Origin of the sequence: Escherichia sp. E1130 (assembly GCF_005781065.1) — a bacterium.
Lineage (GTDB): Bacteria > Pseudomonadota > Gammaproteobacteria > Enterobacterales > Enterobacteriaceae > Escherichia.
Genome location: NZ_VATL01000019.1, coordinates 59,024 through 82,005, shown reverse-complemented (window position 1 = coordinate 82,005; position 22,982 = coordinate 59,024). Strand labels below are relative to the sequence as shown.

The window sequence follows — 22,982 nt, the reverse complement described above, 5'->3', positions numbered from 1 at the left end:
TTGTTAGATCTCAGGCGTATAATGGATGGCAATTTTCATCCATAGAAGGATACTTATATGTTTAAAAAAGGCTTACTTGCCCTGACTCTGGTGTTTTCACTGCCTGTTTTCGCCGCTGAACACTGGATAGATGTTCGTGTTCCAGAGCAGTATCAGCAAGAGCACGTTCAGGGGGCCATCAACATTCCCCTGAAGGAAGTGAAAGAGCGCATAGCCACCGCCGTTCCGGATAAAAACGACACCGTGAAAGTGTATTGCAACGCCGGACGCCAGTCCGGGCAGGCAAAAGAGATCCTCAACGAGATGGGATATACCCACGTTGAGAACGTCGGTGGCCTGAAAGACATCGAAATGCCGAAGGTCAAAGGTTAACAAATTATTGCCTGAGCGGTGTAACTAACGCCGCTTATTCATTTGATAAATCAAAATTAACCCACATTATTATCTCCAGTATCTAATCCTTTCTACGGCTTTCTGGCACAGGACAGCAATGAAGCGACTTAAAAATGAACTTAATGCGCTGGTGAATCGGGGTGTCGACAGACATCTGCGCCTCGCTGTAACCGGACTTAGCCGCAGCGGCAAAACAGCGTTTATCACCGCGATGGTTAATCAGTTGCTCAATATTCATGCCGGAGCACGCTTGCCGCTATTAAGCGCGGTGCGTGAGGAGCGCCTGCTGGGCGTAAAACGCATTCCCCAGCGTGACTTTGGTATTCCGCGCTTCACCTATGATGAAGGGCTGGCGCAGTTATATGGCGATCCTCCCGCCTGGCCGACGCCAACGCGCGGCGTCAGTGAAATCCGCCTGGCGCTACGTTTTAAATCGAATGATTCACTGCTGCGTCACTTCAAAGACACCTCCACGCTGTATCTGGAGATTGTGGATTATCCCGGCGAATGGCTGCTCGACCTGCCGATGCTGGCGCAGGATTACTTAAGTTGGTCGCGGCAGATGACGGGCTTACTCAATGGTCAGCGCGGCGAATGGTCGGCGAAATGGCGAATGATGAGCGAAGGGCTGGATCCGTTAGCGCCTGCCGACGAAAACCGACTGGCGGATATTGCCGCCGCGTGGACCGATTATCTCCACCAGTGTAAACAGCAGGGGCTGCACTTTATTCAGCCAGGGCGCTTTGTTTTGCCTGGCGATATGGCAGGAGCGCCCGCGCTGCAATTCTTCCCGTGGCCTGATGTCGATGCCTGGGGCGAGTCCAAACTGGCGCAGGCCGATAAACACACCAACGCCGGAATGCTGCGCGAGCGGTTTAATTATTATTGTGAGAAGGTGGTGAAAGGGTTCTATAAGAATCATTTTCTGCGCTTTGACCGCCAGATTGTGCTGGTGGATTGCCTGCAACCTCTCAACAGTGGGCCACAGGCATTTAATGATATGCGTCTGGCGCTGACGCAGCTGATGCAAAGTTTCCACTACGGGCAGCGTACCCTGTTCCGGCGCTTGTTCTCGCCGGTAATCGACAAACTGTTGTTTGCTGCTACTAAAGCGGACCATGTGACCATCGATCAGCACGCCAATATGGTTTCATTACTGCAACAACTGATTCAGGATGCCTGGCAAAATGCGGCGTTCGAAGGGATCAGCATGGACTGCCTGGGGCTGGCGTCAGTTCAGGCGACCACCAGCGGCATTATTGATGTTAACGGTGAGAAAATCCCGGCGCTGCGCGGTAATCGACTCAGCGATGGCGCACCGCTCACTGTATATCCTGGCGAAGTTCCCGCACGTTTGCCTGGTCAGGCGTTCTGGGATAAGCAAGGCTTCCAGTTTGAGGCGTTTCGTCCGCAGGTGATGGATGTCGACAAACCGCTGCCGCATATTCGTCTTGATGCTGCGCTGGAATTTTTAATAGGAGATAAATTGCGATGACCGAACCGTTAAAACCACGTATTGATTTCGACGGTCCGCTGGAGGTCGATCAGAGTCCAAAATTCAGGGCGCAGCAGACCTTTGACGAAAGTCAGGCGCAAAATTTTGCCCCGGCAACGCTCGATGAAGCACAGGAAGAAGAGGGGCAAATTGAAGCGGTGATGGACGCAGCGTTACGTCCGAAACGCAGTCTGTGGCGCAAAATGGTGATGGGCGGGCTGGCGCTGTTTGGCGCAAGCGTTGTCGGCCAGGGTGTACAGTGGACAATGAATGCCTGGCAAACTCAGGACTGGGTGGCGCTGGGCGGTTGTGCCGCAGGAGCATTGATTATTGGTGCAGGCGTAGGGTCTGTAGTGACAGAGTGGCGGCGCTTATGGCGCTTGCGCCAGCGTGCTCATGAACGCGATGAAGCGCGCGATTTGTTACACAGTCACGGCACGGGTAAAGGCCGCGCGTTTTGCGAAAAACTGGCGCAGCAGGCGGGTATTGATCAGTCTCATCCGGCGCTGCAGCGCTGGTATGCCTCAATCCATGAAACGCAGAACGATCGTGAAGTGGTTAGTTTGTATGCTCACCTGGTCCAGCCGGTTTTAGATGCCCAGGCGCGGCGCGAAATCAGCCGATCAGCGGCGGAGTCGACGTTGATGATTGCGGTCAGCCCGCTGGCGCTGGTGGATATGGCCTTCATCGCCTGGCGTAATTTGCGCCTGATTAATCGCATCGCCACGCTGTATGGCATTGAACTGGGGTATTACAGCCGCCTGCGCCTGTTTAAACTGGTCTTGCTGAATATCGCTTTCGCGGGTGCCAGCGAACTGGTACGTGAAGTGGGGATGGACTGGATGTCGCAGGATCTCGCCGCGCGCTTGTCTACTCGCGCCGCGCAGGGAATAGGTGCCGGGTTACTGACCGCACGACTGGGGATCAAAGCTATGGAACTTTGCCGCCCGCTGCCGTGGATTGACAATGACAAACCACGTTTGGGTGATTTCCGTCGTCAGCTCATCGGTCAGGTAAAAGAGACGTTGCAAAAGAGCAAAACGTCCGGCGAAAAATAGTGCACTTTCGGGCACTGATCGGATACCTTTACGCCGAAGTGCCCGTTTATCCATCGTTGTGTCAATGTTTGTTGACAGAAACCTTCCTGCCACTCGAATAGTGTCATATCATCATATTTATTGTTCTTTTTCATGTGAAGGTTCCCATGCGTCTGGAAGTCTTTTGTGAAGACCGACTCGGTCTGACCCGCGAATTGCTCGACCTACTGGTGCTAAGAGGCATCGATTTACGCGGTATTGAGATTGACCCAATCGGGCGGATTTACCTGAATTTTGCCGAACTGGATTTTGACAGTTTCAGCAGTTTGATGGCGGAAATACGCCGTATCGCGGGCGTTACCGATGTGCGCACTGTGCCGTGGATGCCTTCCGAGCGAGAACATCAGGCGTTGAGCGCATTGCTTGAAGCACTGCCTGAACCCGTGCTTTCTGTCGATATGAAAAGCAAGGTGGACATGGCAAACCCGGCGAGCTGTCAGCTATTCGGGCAAAAACTGGATCGCTTACGCAATCATACCGCTGCGCAATTGATTAACGGATTTAATTTTTTACGTTGGCTTGAGAGCGACCCGCAAGATTCACATAACGAACATGTAGTGATTAATGGACAAAATTTCCTGATGGAGATAACGCCTGTCTATCTTCAGGATGAAAACGACCAACATGTCCTGACCGGTGCGGTAGTGATGCTGCGCTCAACAATCCGTATGGGCCGTCAGTTGCAAAATGTGGCTGCCCAGGATGTCAGCGCCTTCAGTCAGATTGTCGCCATCAGTCCTAAAATGAAGCATGCGGTAGAGCAGGCGCAAAAGTTAGCAATGTTAAGCGCGCCGCTGCTAATCACGGGTGATACCGGCACGGGTAAAGATCTCTTTGCTTACGCTTGCCATCAGGCAAGCCCGCGTGCGAGCAAACCTTATCTGGCGCTGAACTGTGCTTCTATTCCAGAAGATGCTGTAGAGAGTGAACTGTTCGGGCATGCGCCAGAGGGGAAAAAAGGATTCTTCGAACAGGCGAACGGCGGCTCGGTTTTGCTGGATGAGATTGGCGAGATGTCGCCGCGAATGCAGGCAAAATTATTGCGTTTTCTCAACGATGGCACTTTCCGTCGCGTTGGGGAAGACCACGAAGTGCATGTGGATGTGCGGGTAATTTGCGCGACGCAGAAGAATCTGGTCGAGCTGGTGCAAAAAGGCATGTTCCGCGAAGATCTCTATTATCGTCTGAACGTGCTGACGTTAAATCTGCCGCCGCTGCGGGACTGTCCGCAGGACATCATGCCGTTAACCGAGCTATTTGTTGCCCGATTTGCTGACGAGCAGGGCGTGCCACGTCCGAAATTAGCTGCAGATCTGAATACCGTGCTTACACGTTATGCATGGCCGGGTAACGTGCGGCAGTTGAAAAACGCCATTTACCGCGCACTGACGCAACTGGAAGGTTATGAACTGCGTCCGCAGGATATTTTGCTGCCAGATTATGACGCTGCAACTGTGGCCGTTGGTGAAGATGCTATGGAAGGTTCGCTGGACGAAATCACCAGCCGTTTTGAACGTTCGGTATTAACCCAGCTTTATCGCAATTACCCCAGTACGCGCAAACTGGCAAAACGTTTGGGCGTTTCACACACCGCGATTGCCAATAAACTGCGGGAATATGGATTGAGTCAGAAGAAGAGCGAAGAATAAGTGGGATAAATGCCTGATGGCGCAATACCATCAGGCATAATAATTTACGCTTTCAGTACCGCGAGAGCTGCTTCGTAATCCGGCTCAGTGGTGATTTCATTGACCAACTGACTGAAGATCACATTATCATTTTCATCAATAACGACAACCGCACGAGCCGCCAGACCTTTCAGTGGGCCTTCAGCGATCTCAACGCCGTAAGCTTGCAGGAATTCAGCGTTACGGAAAGTGGAGAGAGTGATAACGTTGTTCAGACCTTCCGCGCCGCAGAAACGAGACTGAGCAAACGGCAGATCGGCGGAGATGCACAGCACAACCGTGTTGTCGATTTCGGTTGCCAGTTGGTTAAACTTACGTACTGATGCGGCGCAAACACCGGTATCAATGCTCGGGAAAATGTTCAGCACTTTGCGTTTGCCCGCAAACTGACCGAGGGTGACGTCAGACAGATCTTTTGCCACGAGAGTAAAAGTCTGCGCTTTGCTACCCGCTTGCGGGATGGAATTGGCGACTGTAACCGGGTTGCCCTGGAAATGAACGATTTGTGACATGATTATCTTTCCTGTTTACATATAGTTAACGTCACGCCTAGTTTATGCTAACTGTCAATAACACAGCAATCGCTATTTGCGCTTAATCCGCAGACCACCGCGGCAACAAGGAGTAAAGATGAGAACCGTTAAGGTATTTGAGGAAGCCTGGCCGTTACATACCCCGTTTGTTATTGCGCGGGGAAGCCGCAGTGAAGCGCGCGTGGTGGTGGTTGAACTGGAAGAAGAAGGCGTCAAAGGTACGGGCGAATGTACGCCTTATCCGCGCTATGGCGAAAGTGATGCCTCAGTCATGGCGCAAATAATGAGCGTGGTCCCACAACTGGAAAAAGGGCTGACGCGCGCAGAGTTGCAAAAAGTTCTGCCTGCCGGTGCGGCGCGTAATGCGCTGGATTGTGCGCTGTGGGATCTGGCCGCAAGACAACAGCAGCAGACGCTGGCTGTACTTACCGGTATCTCTCTTCCTGAAACGATCACCACTGCGCAGACGGTAGTGATCGGTACGCCGGATCAGATGGCAGCCAGTGCCGCAGCACTATGGCAGGCTGGGGCTAAGCTGCTAAAAGTGAAGCTGGATAATCATCTTATCAGCGAGCGGATGGTGGCGATTCGCGCGGCAGTGCCGGATGCGACGTTAATTGTTGATGCTAATGAATCCTGGCGTGCGGAAGGACTGGCGGCTCGATGCCAGTTGCTGGCCGATTTAGGCGTCGCAATGCTGGAGCAACCTCTCCCGGCTCAGGACGATGCGGCGCTGGAGAATTTTATCCATCCATTGCCTATTTGCGCGGACGAAAGTTGTCATACCCGCAGCAACCTGAAGGCGCTGAAAGGGCGCTATGAGATGGTTAATATCAAGCTTGATAAAACCGGCGGCCTGACGGAAGCGTTGGCGCTGGCAACAGAAGCGCGTGCACAAGGCTTCAGCCTGATGTTGGGCTGCATGTTATGCACCTCACGCGCCATTAGCGCAGCATTACCGCTGGCGCCGCAGGTCAGCTTCGCCGATCTCGACGGGCCGACCTGGCTGGCGGTGGATGTGGAACCGGCTCTTCAGTTTACGACCGGCGAATTGCATCTTTAGGATGCCAGCGCAGTAAATTCGCCATCGCAAAAAGATATTTTTCGCTGGCTTCATCGGCGGAGATGGGGGGAAACTCAGCAGTGATACAGTGCAAGTTCAGGTCTGCACACCAACTGCCAAAGGATCCGGGGGTGTCGTAGCCGACGCTGGTTACCAGCGGCAATTCAAATGCCTGGGCCAGCCATTCACCTAATTCGCTGTGTCTGGGATCTTCAATACACGCCAGCGGATCGTGGAACGAGACGACCCAGGCGGGCTGAATGCGGTGAATGAGTTGGCATAACGCCTGGGTTTCAGGTTCGGAGCCGGGTTTATCTCCGGTCAGCAAGACAACGTCGCGCTCTTCGGCGGCACTGTTCCAGCGATAAACCGTTTCACCTTCCTTCCAGTTCGCCGCGGGAAAGTTTCGGTTTAAATCCACACCATTAGCATTGGCACGTAGACCCAACTGGCAACCGTCGGGATTCACACACAGCACCACATGATGGCGGCGCAAAGACGGTGTTAATGTGCGTAATGCGCAGGAGAGGGCGACGACGGAAGAATTCTCATCGCCGTGGGTACCAGCAAGAATCAAACCACTTTCGCTGCTGGCGGCATGGGCGGGAAACCAGAGCAGCGGCGCACCCAATAATGAACGTCCGTAATGTTCAGTTCCTGGGGGGAAAGCGCCCCGTTCGGCGCGTGGGCGAGTCACGGTCATAATCGTCTCTGACAATAGAAGTATTACAGGCAGTGTTGTGCAAATTTTGTGGATTATCAAATCCTTTTCGACAACGATATGTTATCGATCTTTTATCACTTTTTGGCCGGAAGTTATTTGCATTTCTTTAAGGAGAAACAAATAATTACGCATCAATATTAACGTCGGTTTGAGGGTAACTTATGAAGCACTCTGTTTCAGTAACTTGTTGTGCGCTGTTAGTCAGCAGCATTTCTCTTTCGTATGCTGCTGATGTTCCGAGCGGCACAGTACTGGCAGACAAGCAGGAGCTGGTGCGTCATATTAAGGATGAGCCTGCATCATTGGATCCCGCGAAAGCGGTTGGTTTGCCAGAGATTCAGGTGATTCGCGATTTGTTTGAAGGACTCGTGAATCAGAATGAAAAAGGGGAGATTGTCCCCGGCGTCGCCACCCAGTGGAAAAGCAATGACAACCGTATCTGGACCTTTACCCTGCGCGATGATGCTAAATGGGCAGATGGCACACCGGTTACCGCGCAGGATTTTGTCTATAGCTGGCAACGTCTGGTAGACCCGAAAACGTTGTCCCCATTTGCCTGGTTTGCCGCGCTGGCGGGGGTAAACAATGCTCAGGCGATTATTGATGGTAAAGCCACGCCTGACCAACTTGGCGTCACTGCCGTTGATGCCCATACCCTGAAAATCCAGCTTGATAAGCCATTGCCGTGGTTTGTTAATTTGACGGCCAACTTTGCCTTCTTCCCGGTGCAAAAAGCCAACGTTGAAAGCGGTAAAGATTGGACAAAACCAGGGAAACTTATCGGCAACGGCGCATATGTGCTTAAAGAACGCGTAGTGAATGAAAAGCTGGTGGTTGTACCGAATACCCATTATTGGGATAACGCAAAAACGGTACTGCAAAAAGTGACTTTCCTGCCGATTAACCAGGAGTCCGCTGCCACGAAACGTTATCTTGCAGGTGATATTGATATCACTGAGTCCTTCCCGAAAAATATGTATCAAAAGCTGTTGAAGGATATTCCAGGGCAGGTTTATACACCGCCGCAGCTGGGGACTTATTATTATGCCTTCAATACGCAAAAAGGTCCGACGGCAGATCAACGCGTTCGTTTGGCATTAAGTATGACGATTGACCGCCGCCTGATGACGGAAAAAGTATTAGGCACCGGTGAAAAACCAGCATGGCATTTTACGCCAGATGTTACTGCCGGATTTACGCCGGAGCCTTCGCCGTTTGAACAAATGAGTCAGGAAGAACTGAATGCGCAGGCAAAAACTTTGTTGAGCGCAGCCGGTTATGGTCCGCAAAAACCGCTGAAGCTGACGCTGTTGTATAACACTTCAGAAAACCATCAGAAAATTGCGATTGCCGTAGCGTCGATGTGGAAAAAGAATCTTGGTGTGGACGTCAAATTGCAAAATCAGGAATGGAAAACCTATATCGATAGCCGTAACACCGGTAATTTTGACGTTATCCGCGCATCATGGGTAGGGGACTATAATGAACCGTCTACCTTCCTGACGCTGTTAACGTCAACGCACTCGGGAAATATTTCAGGGTTTAATAATCCGGCATACGATAAAGTGCTGGCCCAGGCATCGACTGAAAATACCGTTAAAGCGCGCAATGCCGATTACAACGCGGCAGAGAAAATTCTCATAGAACAAGCGCCTATTGCACCGATTTACCAGTATACCAATGGGCGATTAATCAAACCGTGGTTGAAAGGTTATCCAATTAATAACCCGGAAGATGTGGCGTATAGTCGCACAATGTATATTGTGAAGCATTAATATGATGTCATCTGGCGCGTTTATGCGCGCCAGATTTAACAACCCCGATAAAATACCTTCTTTTTTAAAATCCCCCCTATAAAAATCACACCCAAGATAATTATTTGAATTTTTCTGCCAATGTCCAGCATAAATAATAATCAAATATTTTATTTAAAAGGTGTATTACATACTCCCAATATAAGCTGTGCTTTACTTTTCTTTACAACGCAAGACGTATTGCGTTCCTTGTGAAAATTTTCATTCGCAAACAGACACACAGCTAAAATGGGGTGGTAAAATGAAAAAGTCCTTAGCTATTCCTTTAGTTATCTCGTTATTACTCCTTCATTATCCTTCTTTAAGCCTGGCCGCAGAATCACTGCCCGATGCCACGTCGTTGGGGCTGGAAAACTTAACGAATGATCTCTCACGACAAGAATTGTTTGTAAAAATACTGGAATCGGATCCATCTCGTGATAAAGAGTTTGATTCCTTTGCGGTAAAAAAATATTTTAAATTTCCGGCTGATGTCGCTTACGATTCGGTATTGAATCAACCACGACCCAGTTCTTTATTTGGTGTGGATATCAGCCATCATAACGGTAAAAACTTCCCGATCGAACTGTTGGCAAAAAATAAGTCTGTGTTCTTGTATATGAAGTCCAGTCAAGGAACGCGTTATGTTGATCCTGAATTCGCCGGTTTTTGGCAGCGGGCTGGGGATACTGAGCGAGGGATAAAACTTCACCGTGGGGCCTACCACTTTCTTTCCAGTGGCACACCGGCAGACGACGCGGAATTGTGGGGACGCAAGCAGGCAATGACGTTTGTTAAAGTTATTAAAGCCAATGGCGGGTTAAGGGCGACAGATATGCCACCGGCGGTGGATGTTGAGTGGGATGTAGATTCATCAACAGGTAAGGACCGCTGGCAGAAGCGTAAACCCACTGAAATAATCACGATGATCAAGGCATTCACCGCGCAGGTAGAAGCCGATTTAGGGCGTAAACCGGTTATCTACACTGCGCGGGCGTGGTGGAAAGATGCCGTCGGCGGAGAAAAAAGTTTTGCCCAGGTTGCAGAACATAATCTGTGGCTGGCTGATTATTCTAATCAGGCACAGGCCAGCGAAACGCCGCGTTCAATTAACCAGACAAAATGGGCAATCTGGCAGTTTACCGATGCTGCGCAGCTTAATTTGGGATCAAGTCAGAAATTCGATGCCAGTATATACAAGGGCCCGACCGCTGAGTTTTATTCCACTCTGGGTGTGCAGGAGTTTTAAATCATGAACAGGCGATGGCCAAATTTATGTAAAACGGTCCTGGGGCTGTTAATTGCAGGAATATCACTGGGAATGACTGATGCCCGCGCAGATGACATTTGCAAAAATGGCGCAATGGTCCCTGATGAATATTGTCATTTTTTTGTCCACTATGGGCCAGAGAACCCAGGGAAACTGGATATCCGGATCAGTGATGCGTTAAAAATACCCGATCAGGATGCAGCGAAAACGCGCTCCATCGGGTTGATTATTGCAATTTCAAAATATCCACTATTACATGCAGATATTCCGGCAGCCGCGGTGGATGGCCAAAGAATGGCTGATTTTCTGATCAACGGACAGAAGTTTGATGAGGTTATTTTATTGAGAGATCAGGAAGCTTCATTAGATAATATTAATTATTTTTTAAAGGAATATTTACCTGCCAGAGGGATGATGTTTGATAAGAAAGCTCGCTTGTTAATTGCTTATTCAGGCCATGGTCGTTTTGGCACTCAAAATGGTAATTCTGATAAAGCACCTGCATTTGTATTGAGCAACGCTACGGATATTGATGGTTCAAAAGGCATGTATGAAATGCCAGCTCTGAACACACAACTTAATATTCTGGCAAAGCGTTATTTCCATGTTCTGACTTTAGTCAATGCCTGCTTTGGTTCTGGCTTGTACGGCATGACTATCGGCGCGGGTAATTCTAACTCGTACAGTAATCCTGGTGCCTATGCAATAGCTGCCGGTGATGATAAAACAGAGGTTTACTCACTGGAGGCAAAGCGCGGCAGTGTCTTTTTCGATACAATTATCAAAGGAGTAACGAATGGCGTTGCCGACGAACGTTTTGGTAAGTCGTATATGGTAAAAGTAGATGGAAAAAAAGAATACTACGCAGGAATAACCAGAACGTTGAGTTTATTTATCTATGTTAATGATCAATATTCAGATATTAATGAAAAACTGGATGAACAAGGTAAGGGATTACATTTAAGCGATGCCTGGATAGGTGCAACAGAAATGCCAGCGGGTCCAGGGGGATTCTTCTTCATCAATGAACCTGCGGCAAGTCGTCTGGATAATAAGACTCAGCTGGCTGCGGGTAAAGCAGGGGAGTTTACGAATATTGATGTAGCCTCATTCTCGATTGATAAGTCAGCCCCTGTCCCCGCAGATAATCAGGAAAAAGATAATAAATCGATTGAGATTCCTTATGGCCCCGTAAGTGCAATTCCCAACCGTCCTGACATTCGTATTTTTAAAACGCCGGAAATTTACCCAATTCACGGACATGATATTTCTTCTAACGATGGTGAAATAGACTGGAAATTATTCCAGGAAAAATCATCTGCGCGTTTTGTGTATGCGAGAGTGGTTGGCTGGAGAGGTCCCGATTCATCATTTAAGTCTCACTGGAAACAATTAGCTGATTCCAAATTTGATCGTGGAGGTTATTTCAAATTTGATTTTTGCCGCACACCTGAGGCGCAATTGGAAACGGCAAAAAGTCTCCTGCCCGCAGAGCCGAAAATGTTACCGCCCGGCATTTTATTGGTAAATCCTGAAGGTGAAGATACAACTCAACTAAACTGCTTTAAAAAATCGGGAATGGCTAATGCACGTAATGATATTTTGCGTTTTGCCGATTTAATCTACCAAAATTATCACAAAACCCCCATATTTTATGGAAATCATAATAACCTGTCACATTTCATGGATAGTCGATTCGAGCAGTATATGGTGTGGATGGGGTATTGGGGACAAGCTGGTGTGAAGCTTGAAGGACGCAATCCCTGGACGCTTTGGCAATATTCAGGGAATGAAACGGTACCGGGGATCGGTCACAGTACGGAGTCTGAAGTTTTCTTTGGTACTGAGGAACAATATGTTCAGTTTAAAGCTGGCGAGAATAATGTCGCGCTGGCTGCTGTTAATTGAATAATAAATAAGACTGGATGGCGAATAAGCATATCGCCATCCAGTTTCTGCAGGTTATTACTTCACCTGTTCTGGTAGTGTGTTATTCTCCATATACAACGTCTGGCTGGGGAAGGCAAAATCCGCGCCATGCGACTGTACAATATCGATAATTTTCAAATATACGTCCTGCTGGGCGGCAAGCCATTCGGCCCAAACCGTGGTTTTAGTAAAACAATAAACCATAATATTTAGCGACGAATCGGCAAACTGGTTGAAATAAACCAATAGGGTTTGCTGCTGGTCGATGGCGGGATGATTTGTAAGCATTTCGCGTACCGCTTCGACAATAGCGCCCACTTTAGCCGCATCTTCATAACGTAAACCAATGGTCGTAGTAATACGACGGTTGGTCATTCGACCGGGGTTTTCAACGCTGATAGATGAAAACAGTGAGTTCGGCACGTACAGCGGACGATGATCAAATGTGGTGATTTTAGTCATTCGCCAGCCAATTTCTGCCACCGTTCCTTCGATATTTCTGTCAGGAGAACGGATCCAGTCGCCAATACTAAAGGGGCGATCAAAATAGAGCATAATGCCGGAAAAGAAGTTGCTCAGAATATCCTTACCGGCCATACCTACTGCAAGGCCACCAATACCACCAAAAGTCAGCAAGCCTGAAAGGCTCATGCCGAAATGTTCGCCATAGAGCAGAACAATGACGACGATGATGCTGATTTTGATGATCCGCGACATAATCCGTGCACTGGTAATATCGCGGCCTTTTTTAATCTGCTTCCGTTCAAACTGATTGATTAGAAGGAATAACTTAACCGTCAGGATAAGGGCTATCAGTGACGTACAGATAAAATCAACGGCGTCCGGTGTGATAAATTTGAGTTTGTAGTTTTCGATGACATAATTAATGATGCTACCAACAGCACTGATAATTATGGTGTAGATTAAAAATTGCACTGCGTGGAATAAGAATCCTTTTCTTTTATGATTTCCACGGCGAAACCAAAAGCTCATAAGAATCAATGCTGCGCAGCTACCGAAAATAATGACCAGATTAAGCGCATTATTTGTAAACAGTTCAGCGATCATTGTTTTATTAGGCTCCTCCAGATTGTTGACGTCATGCCGGAAACCCCTGGCGGGGTTATTTTATCGCGATAATTCATGCATATCATCAATAGACAGGGAAGGAAGTAGCAACATTAGCTAATTTATCAACGAGTTGATGATATGTTACGCGACAATCTATTGCTTTCAGGGCAGACAACACCAAAATGTCATGGTATTGTTACACACAAGTAACAAAGGGTTTATCTGCAAAAGGATTACATTATGATCATGGCGAAACTGAAGTCAGCGAAAGGGAGAAAGTTTCTCATAGGTTTGTTGGCGGTTTTCATTATTGCGGCGTCGGTAGTGACTCGCGCGACTATCGGTGGTGTTATTGAACAATACAATATCCCGCTGTCCGAATGGACGACATCCATGTATGTGATTCAGTCATCGATGATTTTTGTCTATAGTCTGGTCTTTACCGTGTTACTGGCAATCCCGCTGGGTATTTATTTCCTCGGTGGAGAGGAAAAGTAAGTAAAAGAAAAGGCCCGTAACTTCGGGCCTTGAAAGTAAGTGACGAACGATTAATCGTCGTCTTCGTCATCCAGTTCGACAGGTGTCTGGTATTGGTCGGGTTTAATCACCAGCAGGTCGCAGCGAAGATGATCAATCACTTGTTCCGCCGTATTGCCAAGGAATGCCGCAGAAATACCAGTGCGTCCTACGGTTCCCAGAACCACAATCCCTGCCTGTAAATGCTCCGCTAAATCGGGAATCACTTCTTCCGGTAGACCTTTTTCGACATGCGTCATTTTCTCGTCAATGCTGAATTTCTGCCGCAGGGCTTTCATCGCCAGTAAATGTTGCCCGCGAATAGCATCGTTATAAACGCTTGGATCAAATTCCGGCAGTTCAATCGCAATATTGATGGGGGTTACTGGATAAGCACCAACCAGATGTACCTCGGTGTGGTTGACCTGGTCCGCCAGTTCGATCGTCTCTTTCACCAGTTTTTCATTGAGCGCATTATGATACGGCTCTTCGCTGGCGAGATTCACCGCCACCAGTGCCTTACCCCCTTCCGGCCACGGTTGGTCTTTCACCATCCACACCGGGCTTGGGCATTTGCGTAACAGGTGCCAATCTGTTGGCGTAAAAATCACCGCTTCCAGGCGGTCATGTTGGTGCGCCATTTTTAGCACCAGATCGTGCCCACCGCTAAGTACTTCCTGAATGATGGCTTCGAAAGGACGGTTATGCCAGACCACTTTAATTTCAATGGGAACGCCAGCGTTAAGATAATATTTCGCCTGCTCGTGGATCCACGCAGTACGCTGACTAATGACGCCCTGACGCATGGCGGTCCGCTCATCCGGGGAGAGTAGGGTAGTCATCTCGTATGAGAAGTCATAAATAGGCAAAAAGGCTTTAATTTTGCCACCAATCCGTTGATGCAAATAAACAGCTCGCCGTAATGCGGGTTGATCGTCCTGATTAGGATCGATAACAACAAGCATGTTCTGATACATAGCCATACAGAGTCTCCTTACAACAACTGTCAATGCAGTTTGTATTAAAAGAGTAACCTAGATCTGGTGAATGAAACAGTGATGAACCTTCTGCCAGATCAATAAATGAGAAAAATTTAATGATATGACAGAAGGATAGTGAGTTATGCGGAAAAATCAGGCGACGTTGCGTGTATGACCGGCTAGTTGGGCCAGCGCATCGTTATTTTCGATGGTGATATATTTACCTTTGACTGCCAGCATGCCGCTTTTCTGGAAGCGCCCCAGCAGACGGCTGATGGTTTCAACTGTCAGGCCCAGATAGTTACCGATATCGCCACGAGTCATCGTCAGGCGGAATTCACGAGGGGAGAAGCCGCGTTGGGCAAAACGACGGGACAGATTATAGATAAATGCAGCCAGACGTTCTTCGGCATTTTTCTTCGACAATAGCAGGATCATGTCCTGATCGCCTTTAATTTCGCCGCTCATCAGACGCATCATTTGTTGGCGCAAATTTGGCATTTTACCGGACAGATCGTCCAGCGTTTCGAACGGTATTTCACACACCATCGAGGTTTCCAGCGCCTGGGCGAAGCTTGGATGATGACCGCTGCCTATGGCATCGAAACCCACCAGATCGCCTGCTAAATGAAAGCCAGTGATTTGCTCGTCGCCTTGCTCTGTAATGGTATAACTTTTAATCGTACCGGAGCGGATGGCATAAAGCGATTTAAGTTCATCACCAGCCTTAAACAGCGTCTGGCCTTTCTGAATAGGCTTCTTTCGCTCAATGATATTATCAAGCTGATCAAGCTCATGTTCGTTGAGTGTGAACGGGATGCAAAGCTGACTGATGCTGCAATCCTGGCAATGGATAGCACAACCGCCAGACTGAATGCGCCGTATAATTCGCTTTTCCGGGATCATAGGTCTGCTCAAGCCGTAATTGATATTTGTCAATTTTAACATCTTTTTAGGGAGCAAGTAAGTCTAAGCAAACCTTAACAGCGGAGAATTCCGATAATAGATGTAAATTTATGTCTATCTAATTGAAAAACCTTAGATTGTTAAGGGTAACTTTACGTAAAACTGTGAACACGCAGGCACAAATTGCTTAATGTTTACAGTAAAAGATAACCTTCATGGCGCAATAGCCACTCTTTTCGCTGCACTCCGCCTGCATATCCTGTCATCGTGCCGTTTCGGCCAATGACCCGGTGACAAGGCACCACAATACTGATCGGGTTTGCACCGTTGGCTGCGCCGACGGCACGCGCGGCCCCTGGGCGGCCTAGTTGTTCTGCCAGTTGACCGTAATGCATTACCTGTCCACACGGGATAGTGCGTAGCGTTTTCCATACTTCCCGTTGAAATGGCGTACCGCCGGTGGCAGTGGGTAGGGAATCAATAATGCTTAGATTACCGGCAAAATAATCACGAAGTTTATCGCTTAACCCGCCGGGATTGGTGGCGGGAATACGCTCATAACCTTCTTTGCGATAATGGATGTCCAGCAATTGCACCATGCGATCGCTATACTCTTCCCACTCAACCGCCCGCAGACGAAATTGTTCATCGCAAATAACCCACAGAGGACCCAGTGGCGTGGCAATTTTTTCTTCAAGTAATCTCAGCATCCGTTCTCTCTTAAGATAAATGTGGGTAAACCCCCGGACTAATCAGCAGACCGACAAGATACCATGCAAGCAACATTAGCAGCCATACCACAAGAAGATAAGAGGGTACGGTACGACTAATGAATAGTAGGTACCTGGATTAGTTTCCGGTTTGATCGATAGCGCTGAGGTGGATTTCCGGGCTAAATGCGTCTGCCGCTTCGTTACTTCTCCCGACACCAGCGAGAATGTGGTTTTCTGCAATGCAAACAAATGAATAAAAAAATAGAGCCTGTCGACATCCGCCAGACTCTACAGTACACACAGCAGTGCATCCGCGTCTTGAATCCGGCCTGCTTCCTGTCAGCCGGTGACAGTGTTATAACGGTTTTGCCCATCAGTTGCCAATTTTCTTCAGTGACAGATTTCACGAAAATATAAGTTAAAACGTTCATCTCATGATTGAATAATCATGCATCGTTAATCGACTGGTGAATTTAGCGGATGATTAACCTGTGCGGGGGTTAAACATATTGCAGAGTGATTTGCTGAAGTATATTTCAGGCGAAGTGCAACAAATTACCGTCATCATATATTGGTTGCTGTGATGGACAAATCGCCTTAATTAGGGCCTGTGCAGGCTCACTCCCGGCTTAAACTGTTCGATACTGCAACCAGGCTGGTATAAAATGCCCCGCCTGCGGGGACACTAGCCTGTATGGAGCAAGATGTTGCTTCAACTTGCGAAGTGAACGATACAGCAGGCATCAGATGTATGAACAATTAACTCGTCTGGATCACGACGTGCGAAGGTACATAGGAGGTTACATGAACCTTGACGACAAATCGCTGTTTCTTGACGCCATGGAAGATGTCCAACCACTGAAACGTGCTACTGATGTCCACTGGCATCCTGTGCGTAACCAACGTGCGCCACAGCGTATAGACACGCTGCAACTTGATAATTTCCTCACCACAGGATTTCTCGACATCATCCCGCTAAATCAGCCCCTGGAATTTCGTCGGGAAGGTTTGCAACATGGGGTGATCGATAAGCTACGCAGCGGCAAATATCCGCAACAGGCTAGCCTGAATTTACTTCGCCAGTCGGTGGAAGAGTGCCGCAAAATGGTGTTTAGTTTTATTCATCAGGCGCGGGCGGATGGTTTGCGTAATGTACTTATTATTCACGGCAAAGGCAGAGAAGATAAGTCTCACGCCAACATTGTCCGTAGTTATGTCGCACGTTGGCTGACAGAGTTTGATGATGTACAGGCTTATTGCACCGCGCTACCGCATCATGGCGGCAGCGGGGCGTGTTACGTAGCACTGCGTAAAACAGCGCAGGCGAAACAAGAAAACTGGGAGCGTCACGCTAAACGCAGTCGATAATTCATTGACGCTTCCGCGCTATTGAAAATATCAAGCCGCCAGTACGCGGTTGCGTCCGTCATTTTTCGCCCGATACAACGCATCATCTACGCGTTTAAACAATTCATCGATGCCTTCATTGCCTTCGTGATGTGCCACGCCAATGCTGACCGTAAAACGCGGTAAGCCAGAAATACTCACTTTTGCCACGCTCAATCGGATAGTTTCAGCGAGAGAAATTGCGGTATCCAGCGGAGTTCTGGGTAATAACAAGACGAACTCTTCACCTCCCCATCGAAACACCATATCGCCTTTGCGAGCGCAGCTTTCGAGTGTACGTGCCAGAGTGCATAAAACTTCATCACCTTTCTGGTGACCGTACAGGTCATTAATATGCTTAAAACGATCGGTGTCGATAAGCAGCAAACTGTAATCCTGAGCGATTGCGAGATGCTGCATCTGGCCTTGCTCGGTGATGTGATAAAATTGTCGGCGGTTAAGTAACCCCGTCAACGCGTCATGGTGAGCCGCGTGTTCCAGTTGTTGTTCCAGCCTTTTTTGCTCGGTAATGTCATGCACGATGCATAACATTAACTTGTCGCCATAAATCTCAATTGGCCCGGCATAAGTTTGCACATGGCGAGTGGAACCATCTGCCAGCTTATGGACAAAGTTAAGAGGTTTATGTCCGCCGGGTAAACGCGAAATTTCATGCATGACAGGCATCACGCGACGCCCAAGAATATTAATTTCCCAGGTGTGTTTCTGACAGATTGTTTCATGGTTATAGCCATAGAAATTGAGTGCGGCCACATTGGCGTCGACAATTTGGCCATCACTCGAGGGATCTATCAACAGCATTGGCGCGGAGTTAGTCAGAAAAAAACGCGCATAAAACCCTTGTTTTTTACGCTGATAATTTGCAGATCGGCTGGCTTTTAAGCCCAGACTTGCGGGTGTCTCCATCCCTTCAAATATAATCACTTCCCCAGAATCACCAATCTCTTTGAGGGTTAACCGACAGCTTAGCGCTGTCTCTTCACCATTACGCTTGACCGTGAGAATTTCTACAATATCGAGTTGGTTATGCAGGTCTACGAGATATTTTGGTAGTTCGTTTTGGGAGGAGACGGAATAGAGGCCGGTTCGTAGCTGACTAAAAGTGAGTTCTTGCATCAACAGTTGCGCAGCGCTATTGGCATAAATTAACCGTTCCTCGAAGGGGGAAACGATCCAGACAGGACTGGTTAATAAGTCCAGGGTATTGAAGTTGTGCGTAGTCATTGAAATCCCGTTATTTTTATCAATTTTCTATTGTTATCTGATCGCAAAAATGCCACCACGAATGATCAGATAATTCTGATAATGATAGACGCTATTTAACACTTTACCCCTTTTCTAATCATGAAAAGTATTTTGCTTTCTGTATTTAGTTTTGACAGGATTTTATTAATCATTTCAGGGTAATGGGGTGAGGAGATGTTGCGTAAGATGACCAGAAGACTAGACTACAAAATAAAGCATTGATAATGGAGGCACTGTGGAAACGATTAAGGGAGCGGACATAAATGTACCGGATGCAGTATTTGCCTGGATGTTGGATGGTAAAGGCGGCGTTAAACCGCTGGAAAATACAGATGAGATAGATGAAGAGCATCCCTGCTGGCTCCACCTTAATTATGTGCACCATGACAGCGCGCAGTGGCTGGCAACGACACCATTGCTACCAAATAACGTGCGTGACGCGCTGGCAGGGGAAAGCACGCGACCCAGAGTCAGCCGTCTTGGTGAAGGGACGTTGATTACGTTGCGCTGCATTAATGGCAGTACTGATGAACGTCCCGACCAGCTGGTCGCCATGCGTGTTTATATGGACGGTCGGTTCATTGTCTCGACCCGACAACGTAAAGTACTGGCGTTAGACGATGTAGTTAGCGATCTGGAAGAGGGTACCGGCCCGACTGATTGCGGAGGCTGGCTGGTGGATGTGTGTGATGCATTAACCGATCACTCCAATGAGTTTATAGAGCAACTGCACGATAAAATTATCGACCTGGAAGATAATTTACTTGATCAACAAATTCCGCCGCGCGGTTTCCTGGCACTACTACGAAAACAACTCATTGTTATGCGTCGCTATATGGCGCCGCAGCGAGATGTTTATGCTCGTCTTGCCAGTGAGCGCCTGCCCTGGATGAATGACGATCAACGGCGCCGAATGCAGGATATTGCTGACCGTCTTGGGCGCGGTCTGGATGAGATTGACGCGTGCATTGCGAGAACTGGCGTGATGGCGGACGAAATCGCCCAAGTGATGCAGGAAAATTTAGCCCGCCGTACTTACACAATGTCATTGATGGCAATGGTCTTTTTACCCAGTACATTTTTAACCGGGTTATTTGGCGTTAACCTCGGCGGTATTCCAGGTGGAGGATGGCAATTTGGTTTTTCGCTTTTTTGTATTCTGTTAGTTGTTCTTATTGGTGGTGTTGCTTTATGGTTGCATCGTAGTAAATGGTTGTAACAAAAGCAATTTCCCCGGGTTTCTGTATACAAAAACGCCGTAAAGTTTGAGCGAGGTCAATAAACTCTCTACCCAATCAGGGCAATATCTTCCACGCAGGTGAATGCAACGTCAAGCGATGGGCGTTGCGCTCCATATTGTCTTACTTCCTTTTTTGAATTACTGCATAGCACAATTGATTCGTACGACGCCGACTTAGATAAGTCGGCTTTTTTTTGTCTGTTATCTGTCAACGTCTACCCTTTAAGAGTCTACCCAATGACCAAAGGGAAATATGATGACACTCATTTATTTGCAAATTCCTGTCCCTGAACCGATTCCTGGCGATCCCGTCCCAGTCCCCGATCCAATCCCTCGTCCACAACCTATGCCCGACCCGCCGCCCGATGAAGAACCGATTAAATTGTCGCAACGTGAGCGTAGATCTGCGAGGATACGCGCCTGCTAACTTTGCGCTGATGACCACGAGAATAGATTGTGACCGCTTTTTCTACCCTGAACGTTTTGCCTCCCGCCCAGCTCACTAACCTTAATGAGTTGGGTTACTTAACCATGACACCAGTGCAGGCCGCCGCACTTCCGGCGATCCTTGCTGGAAAAGATGTTCGCGTGCAGGCGAAAACCGGCAGCGGAAAAACCGCGGCATTTGGCCTCGGGTTGTTACAGCAAATTGATGCGTCGCTGTTTCAGACTCAGGCTTTAGTGCTGTGTCCGACTCGTGAACTGGCGGATCAAGTCGCAGGGGAGTTACGTCGGCTGGCGCGTTTCCTACCAAATACCAAGATCTTGACCTTATGCGGCGGTCAGCCGTTTGGCATTCAGCGCGATTCACTGCAACACGCGCCGCATATCATCGTGGCAACGCCGGGGCGTTTGCTGGATCACCTGCAAAAAGGCACTGTTTCGTTAGATGCGTTGAATACGTTGGTCATGGATGAAGCCGACCGTATGCTAGATATGGGGTTTAGCGACGCAATTGATGAAGTCATCGGTTTTGCGCCAGCTTCTCGCCAGACGCTTCTCTTCTCTGCCACCTGGCCGGAAGCGATCGCCGCGATAAGCGGTCGTGTACAACGAGATCCCCTGGCGATTGAAATAGACACAACAGATGCTCTTCCGCCTATTGAACAACAATTTTATGAGACATCCAGCAAGGGCAAAATTCCGTTGTTGCAACGGTTATTAAGTTTGCATCAGCCAGCGTCTTGTGTGGTGTTTTGTAACACCAAAAAAGATTGCCAGGCTGTGTGTGACGCACTGAATGAAGTGGGGCAAAGTGCATTGTCGTTACATGGCGATCTGGAACAGCGCGATCGCGACCAGACGTTGGTTCGTTTTGCCAACGGTAGCGCTCGTGTGCTGGTAGCGACCGATGTCGCTGCGCGTGGTCTGGATATTAAATCGCTTGAGCTGGTGGTGAACTTTGAGCTGGCGTGGGATCCTGAAGTTCATGTGCATCGTATCGGGCGTACGGCGCGTGCCGGGAATAGCGGTCTGGCAATCAGTTTCTGTGCGCCAGAAGAAGCACAGCGCGCTAATATCATTGCCGACATGTTGCAGATGAAACTTAACTGGCAAACGTTACCAGCCAGCAGGGACATTGTGCCGCTGGAGGCTGAAATGGCAACGTTGTGTATCGATGGCGGGAAAAAAGCCAAAATGCGTCCCGGTGATGTATTAGGCGCGCTGACAGGAGATATCGGGCTGGATGGCGCAGATATTGGCAAAATCACCGTGCACCCAGCGCATGTCTATGTCGCTGTGCGACAGGCTGTTGCTCATAAGACATGGAAGCAGTTACAGGGCGGCAAGATTAAAGGAAAAACTTGCCGGGTACGGTTATTAAAATAACGAAATGTTGAATTGCCTGATGCAAGGCTAAACATCTCGCCGGATGCGACGCTGGCCGCGTCTTATCCGGCATGCATAAGAGTAGCCCGATAATCTTACGCATCGGGCGTTATCCTGATTATTTCACTTCAACCACATTCAGCCGCAGTTCATCCAGCTGATTTTCGTCTTCTTCAGGCTGCCAGCCCGTCGGTTGTAGTGGCAGCTCTTCGCGATCAAACGCCAGATCACCGCCGTTAACCACTTCTGAACCGTGGGTAATGCCTTTGAAATCGAACAGACTGGTATCGCACAGATGAGACGGCACTACATTTTGCATCGCGCTGAACATTGTCTCGATACGTCCCGGATAACGCTTATCCCAGTCACGGAGCATATCGGCAATCACCTGACGTTGCAGGTTAGGCTGCGAGCCGCACAGGTTGCACGGAATAATCGGGAACGCTTTCGCATCGGCAAAACGCTGAATATCTTTTTCGCGGCAGTAGGCCAGCGGACGAATCACGATATGTTTGCCATCATCGCTCATCAGTTTCGGCGGCATCCCCTTCATCTTGCCACCGTAGAACATATTTAAGAACAGTGTTTGCAGGATATCGTCGCGGTGGTGACCCAGTGCGATTTTCGTGGCACCCAGTTCTGTTGCGGTGCGATAAAGGATACCGCGACGCAGACGAGAGCAGAGCGAGCAGGTAGTTTTTCCTTCAGGGATTTTCTCTTTTACGATCCCGTAAGTATTCTCTTCAACAATCTTATACTCAACGCCCAGCTTATCGAGATACTCCGGCAGGACGTGTTCCGGGAAACCAGGCTGTTTCTGGTCGAGGTTAACGGCAACCAGCGAGAAATTGATTGGCGCGCTTTGCTGCAAATTACGCAGGATCTCCAGCATGGTATAGCTGTCTTTGCCCCCGGAGAGGCAAACCATAATGCGGTCGCCATCTTCAATCATATTGAAGTCAGCAATGGCTTCGCCCACGTTACGACGCAGACGTTTTTGCAATTTGTTGAGATTGTATTGTTCTTTCTTACTAATTTCTTGATTTTGCGACATTTAATAGCGACTCAATTCGTTATATGGCATCAGAA

Annotated in this window: 21 protein-coding genes and 1 pseudogene; 13 read left to right on the top strand and 9 right to left on the bottom strand. The window is 48.6% G+C overall.

Annotation, left to right across the window (positions count from 1 at the left end; genetic code table 11):
* The first annotated feature begins 57 nt into the window (after positions 1-57).
* From pspE to tyrR, 4 genes are all read left to right on the top strand, one after another.
* On the top strand, positions 58-372 hold the full coding sequence (gene pspE / locus FEK66_RS18065; RefSeq protein WP_064527288.1) for a thiosulfate sulfurtransferase PspE: 315 nt from the start codon (positions 58-60) through the stop codon (positions 370-372).
* 118 nt (positions 373-490) lie between these two features.
* Entirely contained in the window at positions 491-1,888 is a 1,398-nt protein-coding gene (locus tag FEK66_RS18060) for a YcjX family protein (RefSeq protein WP_130260914.1), read from the top strand.
* Positions 1,885-2,946 (top strand): YcjF family protein, encoded by a 1,062-nt coding sequence (locus FEK66_RS18055; protein ID WP_138211519.1) that lies wholly within the window; start codon positions 1,885-1,887, stop codon positions 2,944-2,946. The genes FEK66_RS18060 and FEK66_RS18055 overlap by 4 nt, the downstream gene beginning before the upstream one ends.
* A 146-nt stretch (positions 2,947-3,092) precedes the next feature.
* Complete coding sequence (gene tyrR, locus FEK66_RS18050; protein ID WP_130208787.1) at positions 3,093-4,634, top strand: transcriptional regulator TyrR; 1,542 nt, start codon at positions 3,093-3,095, stop codon at positions 4,632-4,634.
* A 44-nt stretch (positions 4,635-4,678) separates the two neighbouring features.
* Here the strand turns inward: tyrR and tpx are convergent, their stop codons facing one another.
* Positions 4,679-5,185: a thiol peroxidase gene (gene tpx / locus FEK66_RS18045; RefSeq protein ID WP_064527317.1), complete on the bottom strand. Its 507-nt coding sequence runs from the start codon at positions 5,183-5,185 to the stop codon at positions 4,679-4,681.
* Positions 5,186-5,303: 118 nt separating this feature from the next.
* On the opposite strand from tpx, the gene ycjG reads away from it, so the two are divergent.
* On the top strand, positions 5,304-6,269 hold the full coding sequence (gene ycjG, locus FEK66_RS18040) for an L-Ala-D/L-Glu epimerase (RefSeq protein WP_135493864.1): 966 nt from the start codon (positions 5,304-5,306) through the stop codon (positions 6,267-6,269).
* Here the strand turns inward: ycjG and mpaA are convergent.
* The gene (gene mpaA, locus FEK66_RS18035) at positions 6,244-6,972 is read right to left on the bottom strand and encodes a murein tripeptide amidase MpaA (protein ID WP_064527321.1); all 729 of its coding nucleotides are present in this window, start codon (positions 6,970-6,972) and stop codon (positions 6,244-6,246) included. The two genes, ycjG and mpaA, sit on opposite strands and share 26 nt — an antisense overlap.
* Positions 6,973-7,154: 182 nt before the next feature.
* Between mpaA and mppA the strand changes: the two genes are divergently transcribed.
* The 3 genes from mppA (at position 7,155) to FEK66_RS18020 (ending at position 11,964) form a co-directional block, all read left to right on the top strand.
* Positions 7,155-8,768, top strand: coding sequence for a murein tripeptide ABC transporter substrate-binding protein MppA (gene mppA, locus FEK66_RS18030; RefSeq protein WP_131161814.1), 1,614 nt, complete (start codon positions 7,155-7,157; stop codon positions 8,766-8,768).
* A gap of 187 nt (positions 8,769-8,955) precedes the next feature.
* Positions 8,956-10,035 (top strand): GH25 family lysozyme, encoded by a 1,080-nt coding sequence (locus tag FEK66_RS18025; protein WP_240727103.1) that lies wholly within the window; start codon positions 8,956-8,958, stop codon positions 10,033-10,035.
* Between the two features lie 3 nt (positions 10,036-10,038).
* Positions 10,039-11,964: a GH25 family lysozyme gene (locus tag FEK66_RS18020; RefSeq protein WP_135493866.1), complete on the top strand. Its 1,926-nt coding sequence runs from the start codon at positions 10,039-10,041 to the stop codon at positions 11,962-11,964.
* A 57-nt stretch (positions 11,965-12,021) separates the two neighbouring features.
* On the opposite strand, the gene ynaI is transcribed toward FEK66_RS18020, so the two are convergent.
* Complete coding sequence (gene ynaI, locus FEK66_RS18015) at positions 12,022-13,053, bottom strand: low conductance mechanosensitive channel YnaI (protein ID WP_130208775.1); 1,032 nt, start codon at positions 13,051-13,053, stop codon at positions 12,022-12,024.
* A 243-nt stretch (positions 13,054-13,296) separates the two neighbouring features.
* Between ynaI and FEK66_RS18010 the strand changes: the two genes are divergently transcribed.
* Entirely contained in the window at positions 13,297-13,554 is a 258-nt protein-coding gene (locus tag FEK66_RS18010) for a DUF2534 family protein (protein WP_130208773.1), read from the top strand.
* A 50-nt stretch (positions 13,555-13,604) separates the two neighbouring features.
* Here FEK66_RS18010 and uspE read toward each other — a convergent pair whose 3' ends face one another.
* From uspE to FEK66_RS25725, 4 genes and pseudogenes are all read right to left on the bottom strand, one after another.
* Positions 13,605-14,555, bottom strand: coding sequence for a universal stress protein UspE (uspE, locus tag FEK66_RS18005; protein ID WP_130208771.1), 951 nt, complete (start codon positions 14,553-14,555; stop codon positions 13,605-13,607).
* A gap of 150 nt (positions 14,556-14,705) precedes the next feature.
* Positions 14,706-15,458, bottom strand: a complete 753-nt coding sequence (gene fnr, locus FEK66_RS18000; RefSeq protein WP_000611911.1) for a fumarate/nitrate reduction transcriptional regulator Fnr — start codon at positions 15,456-15,458, stop codon at positions 14,706-14,708.
* 194 nt (positions 15,459-15,652) lie between these two features.
* On the bottom strand, positions 15,653-16,168 hold the full coding sequence (gene ogt, locus FEK66_RS17995) for a methylated-DNA--[protein]-cysteine S-methyltransferase (RefSeq protein WP_135493868.1): 516 nt from the start codon (positions 16,166-16,168) through the stop codon (positions 15,653-15,655).
* 10 nt (positions 16,169-16,178) lie between these two features.
* A pseudogene (locus FEK66_RS25725) lies at positions 16,179-16,321 on the bottom strand (AbgT family transporter); the annotation flags it as partial.
* Between the two features lie 654 nt (positions 16,322-16,975).
* Here FEK66_RS25725 and smrA point away from each other — a divergent pair.
* Entirely contained in the window at positions 16,976-17,539 is a 564-nt protein-coding gene (gene smrA / locus FEK66_RS17990) for a DNA endonuclease SmrA (RefSeq protein WP_130208769.1), read from the top strand.
* A gap of 30 nt (positions 17,540-17,569) precedes the next feature.
* On the opposite strand, the gene FEK66_RS17985 is transcribed toward smrA, so the two are convergent.
* The gene (locus tag FEK66_RS17985; RefSeq protein ID WP_135493870.1) at positions 17,570-18,802 is read right to left on the bottom strand and encodes a sensor domain-containing diguanylate cyclase; all 1,233 of its coding nucleotides are present in this window, start codon (positions 18,800-18,802) and stop codon (positions 17,570-17,572) included.
* Positions 18,803-19,058: 256 nt separating this feature from the next.
* Between FEK66_RS17985 and zntB the strand changes: the two genes are divergently transcribed.
* From zntB to dbpA, 3 genes are all read left to right on the top strand, one after another.
* Positions 19,059-20,042 carry a zinc transporter ZntB gene (gene zntB, locus FEK66_RS17980; protein ID WP_130208765.1) on the top strand — a complete coding sequence of 328 codons (984 nt, stop codon included), beginning with the start codon at positions 19,059-19,061 and terminating at the stop codon, positions 20,040-20,042.
* A gap of 274 nt (positions 20,043-20,316) precedes the next feature.
* Entirely contained in the window at positions 20,317-20,490 is a 174-nt protein-coding gene (ynaL, locus tag FEK66_RS26250) for a protein YnaL (RefSeq protein WP_276319618.1), read from the top strand.
* A 29-nt stretch (positions 20,491-20,519) separates the two neighbouring features.
* Positions 20,520-21,893, top strand: a complete 1,374-nt coding sequence (dbpA, locus tag FEK66_RS17975) for an ATP-dependent RNA helicase DbpA (protein WP_131161816.1) — start codon at positions 20,520-20,522, stop codon at positions 21,891-21,893.
* A 118-nt stretch (positions 21,894-22,011) separates the two neighbouring features.
* Here dbpA and ttcA read toward each other — a convergent pair whose 3' ends face one another.
* The gene (gene ttcA / locus FEK66_RS17970) at positions 22,012-22,947 is read right to left on the bottom strand and encodes a tRNA 2-thiocytidine(32) synthetase TtcA (RefSeq protein WP_130208761.1); all 936 of its coding nucleotides are present in this window, start codon (positions 22,945-22,947) and stop codon (positions 22,012-22,014) included.
* Positions 22,948-22,982: the final 35 nt, after the last annotated feature.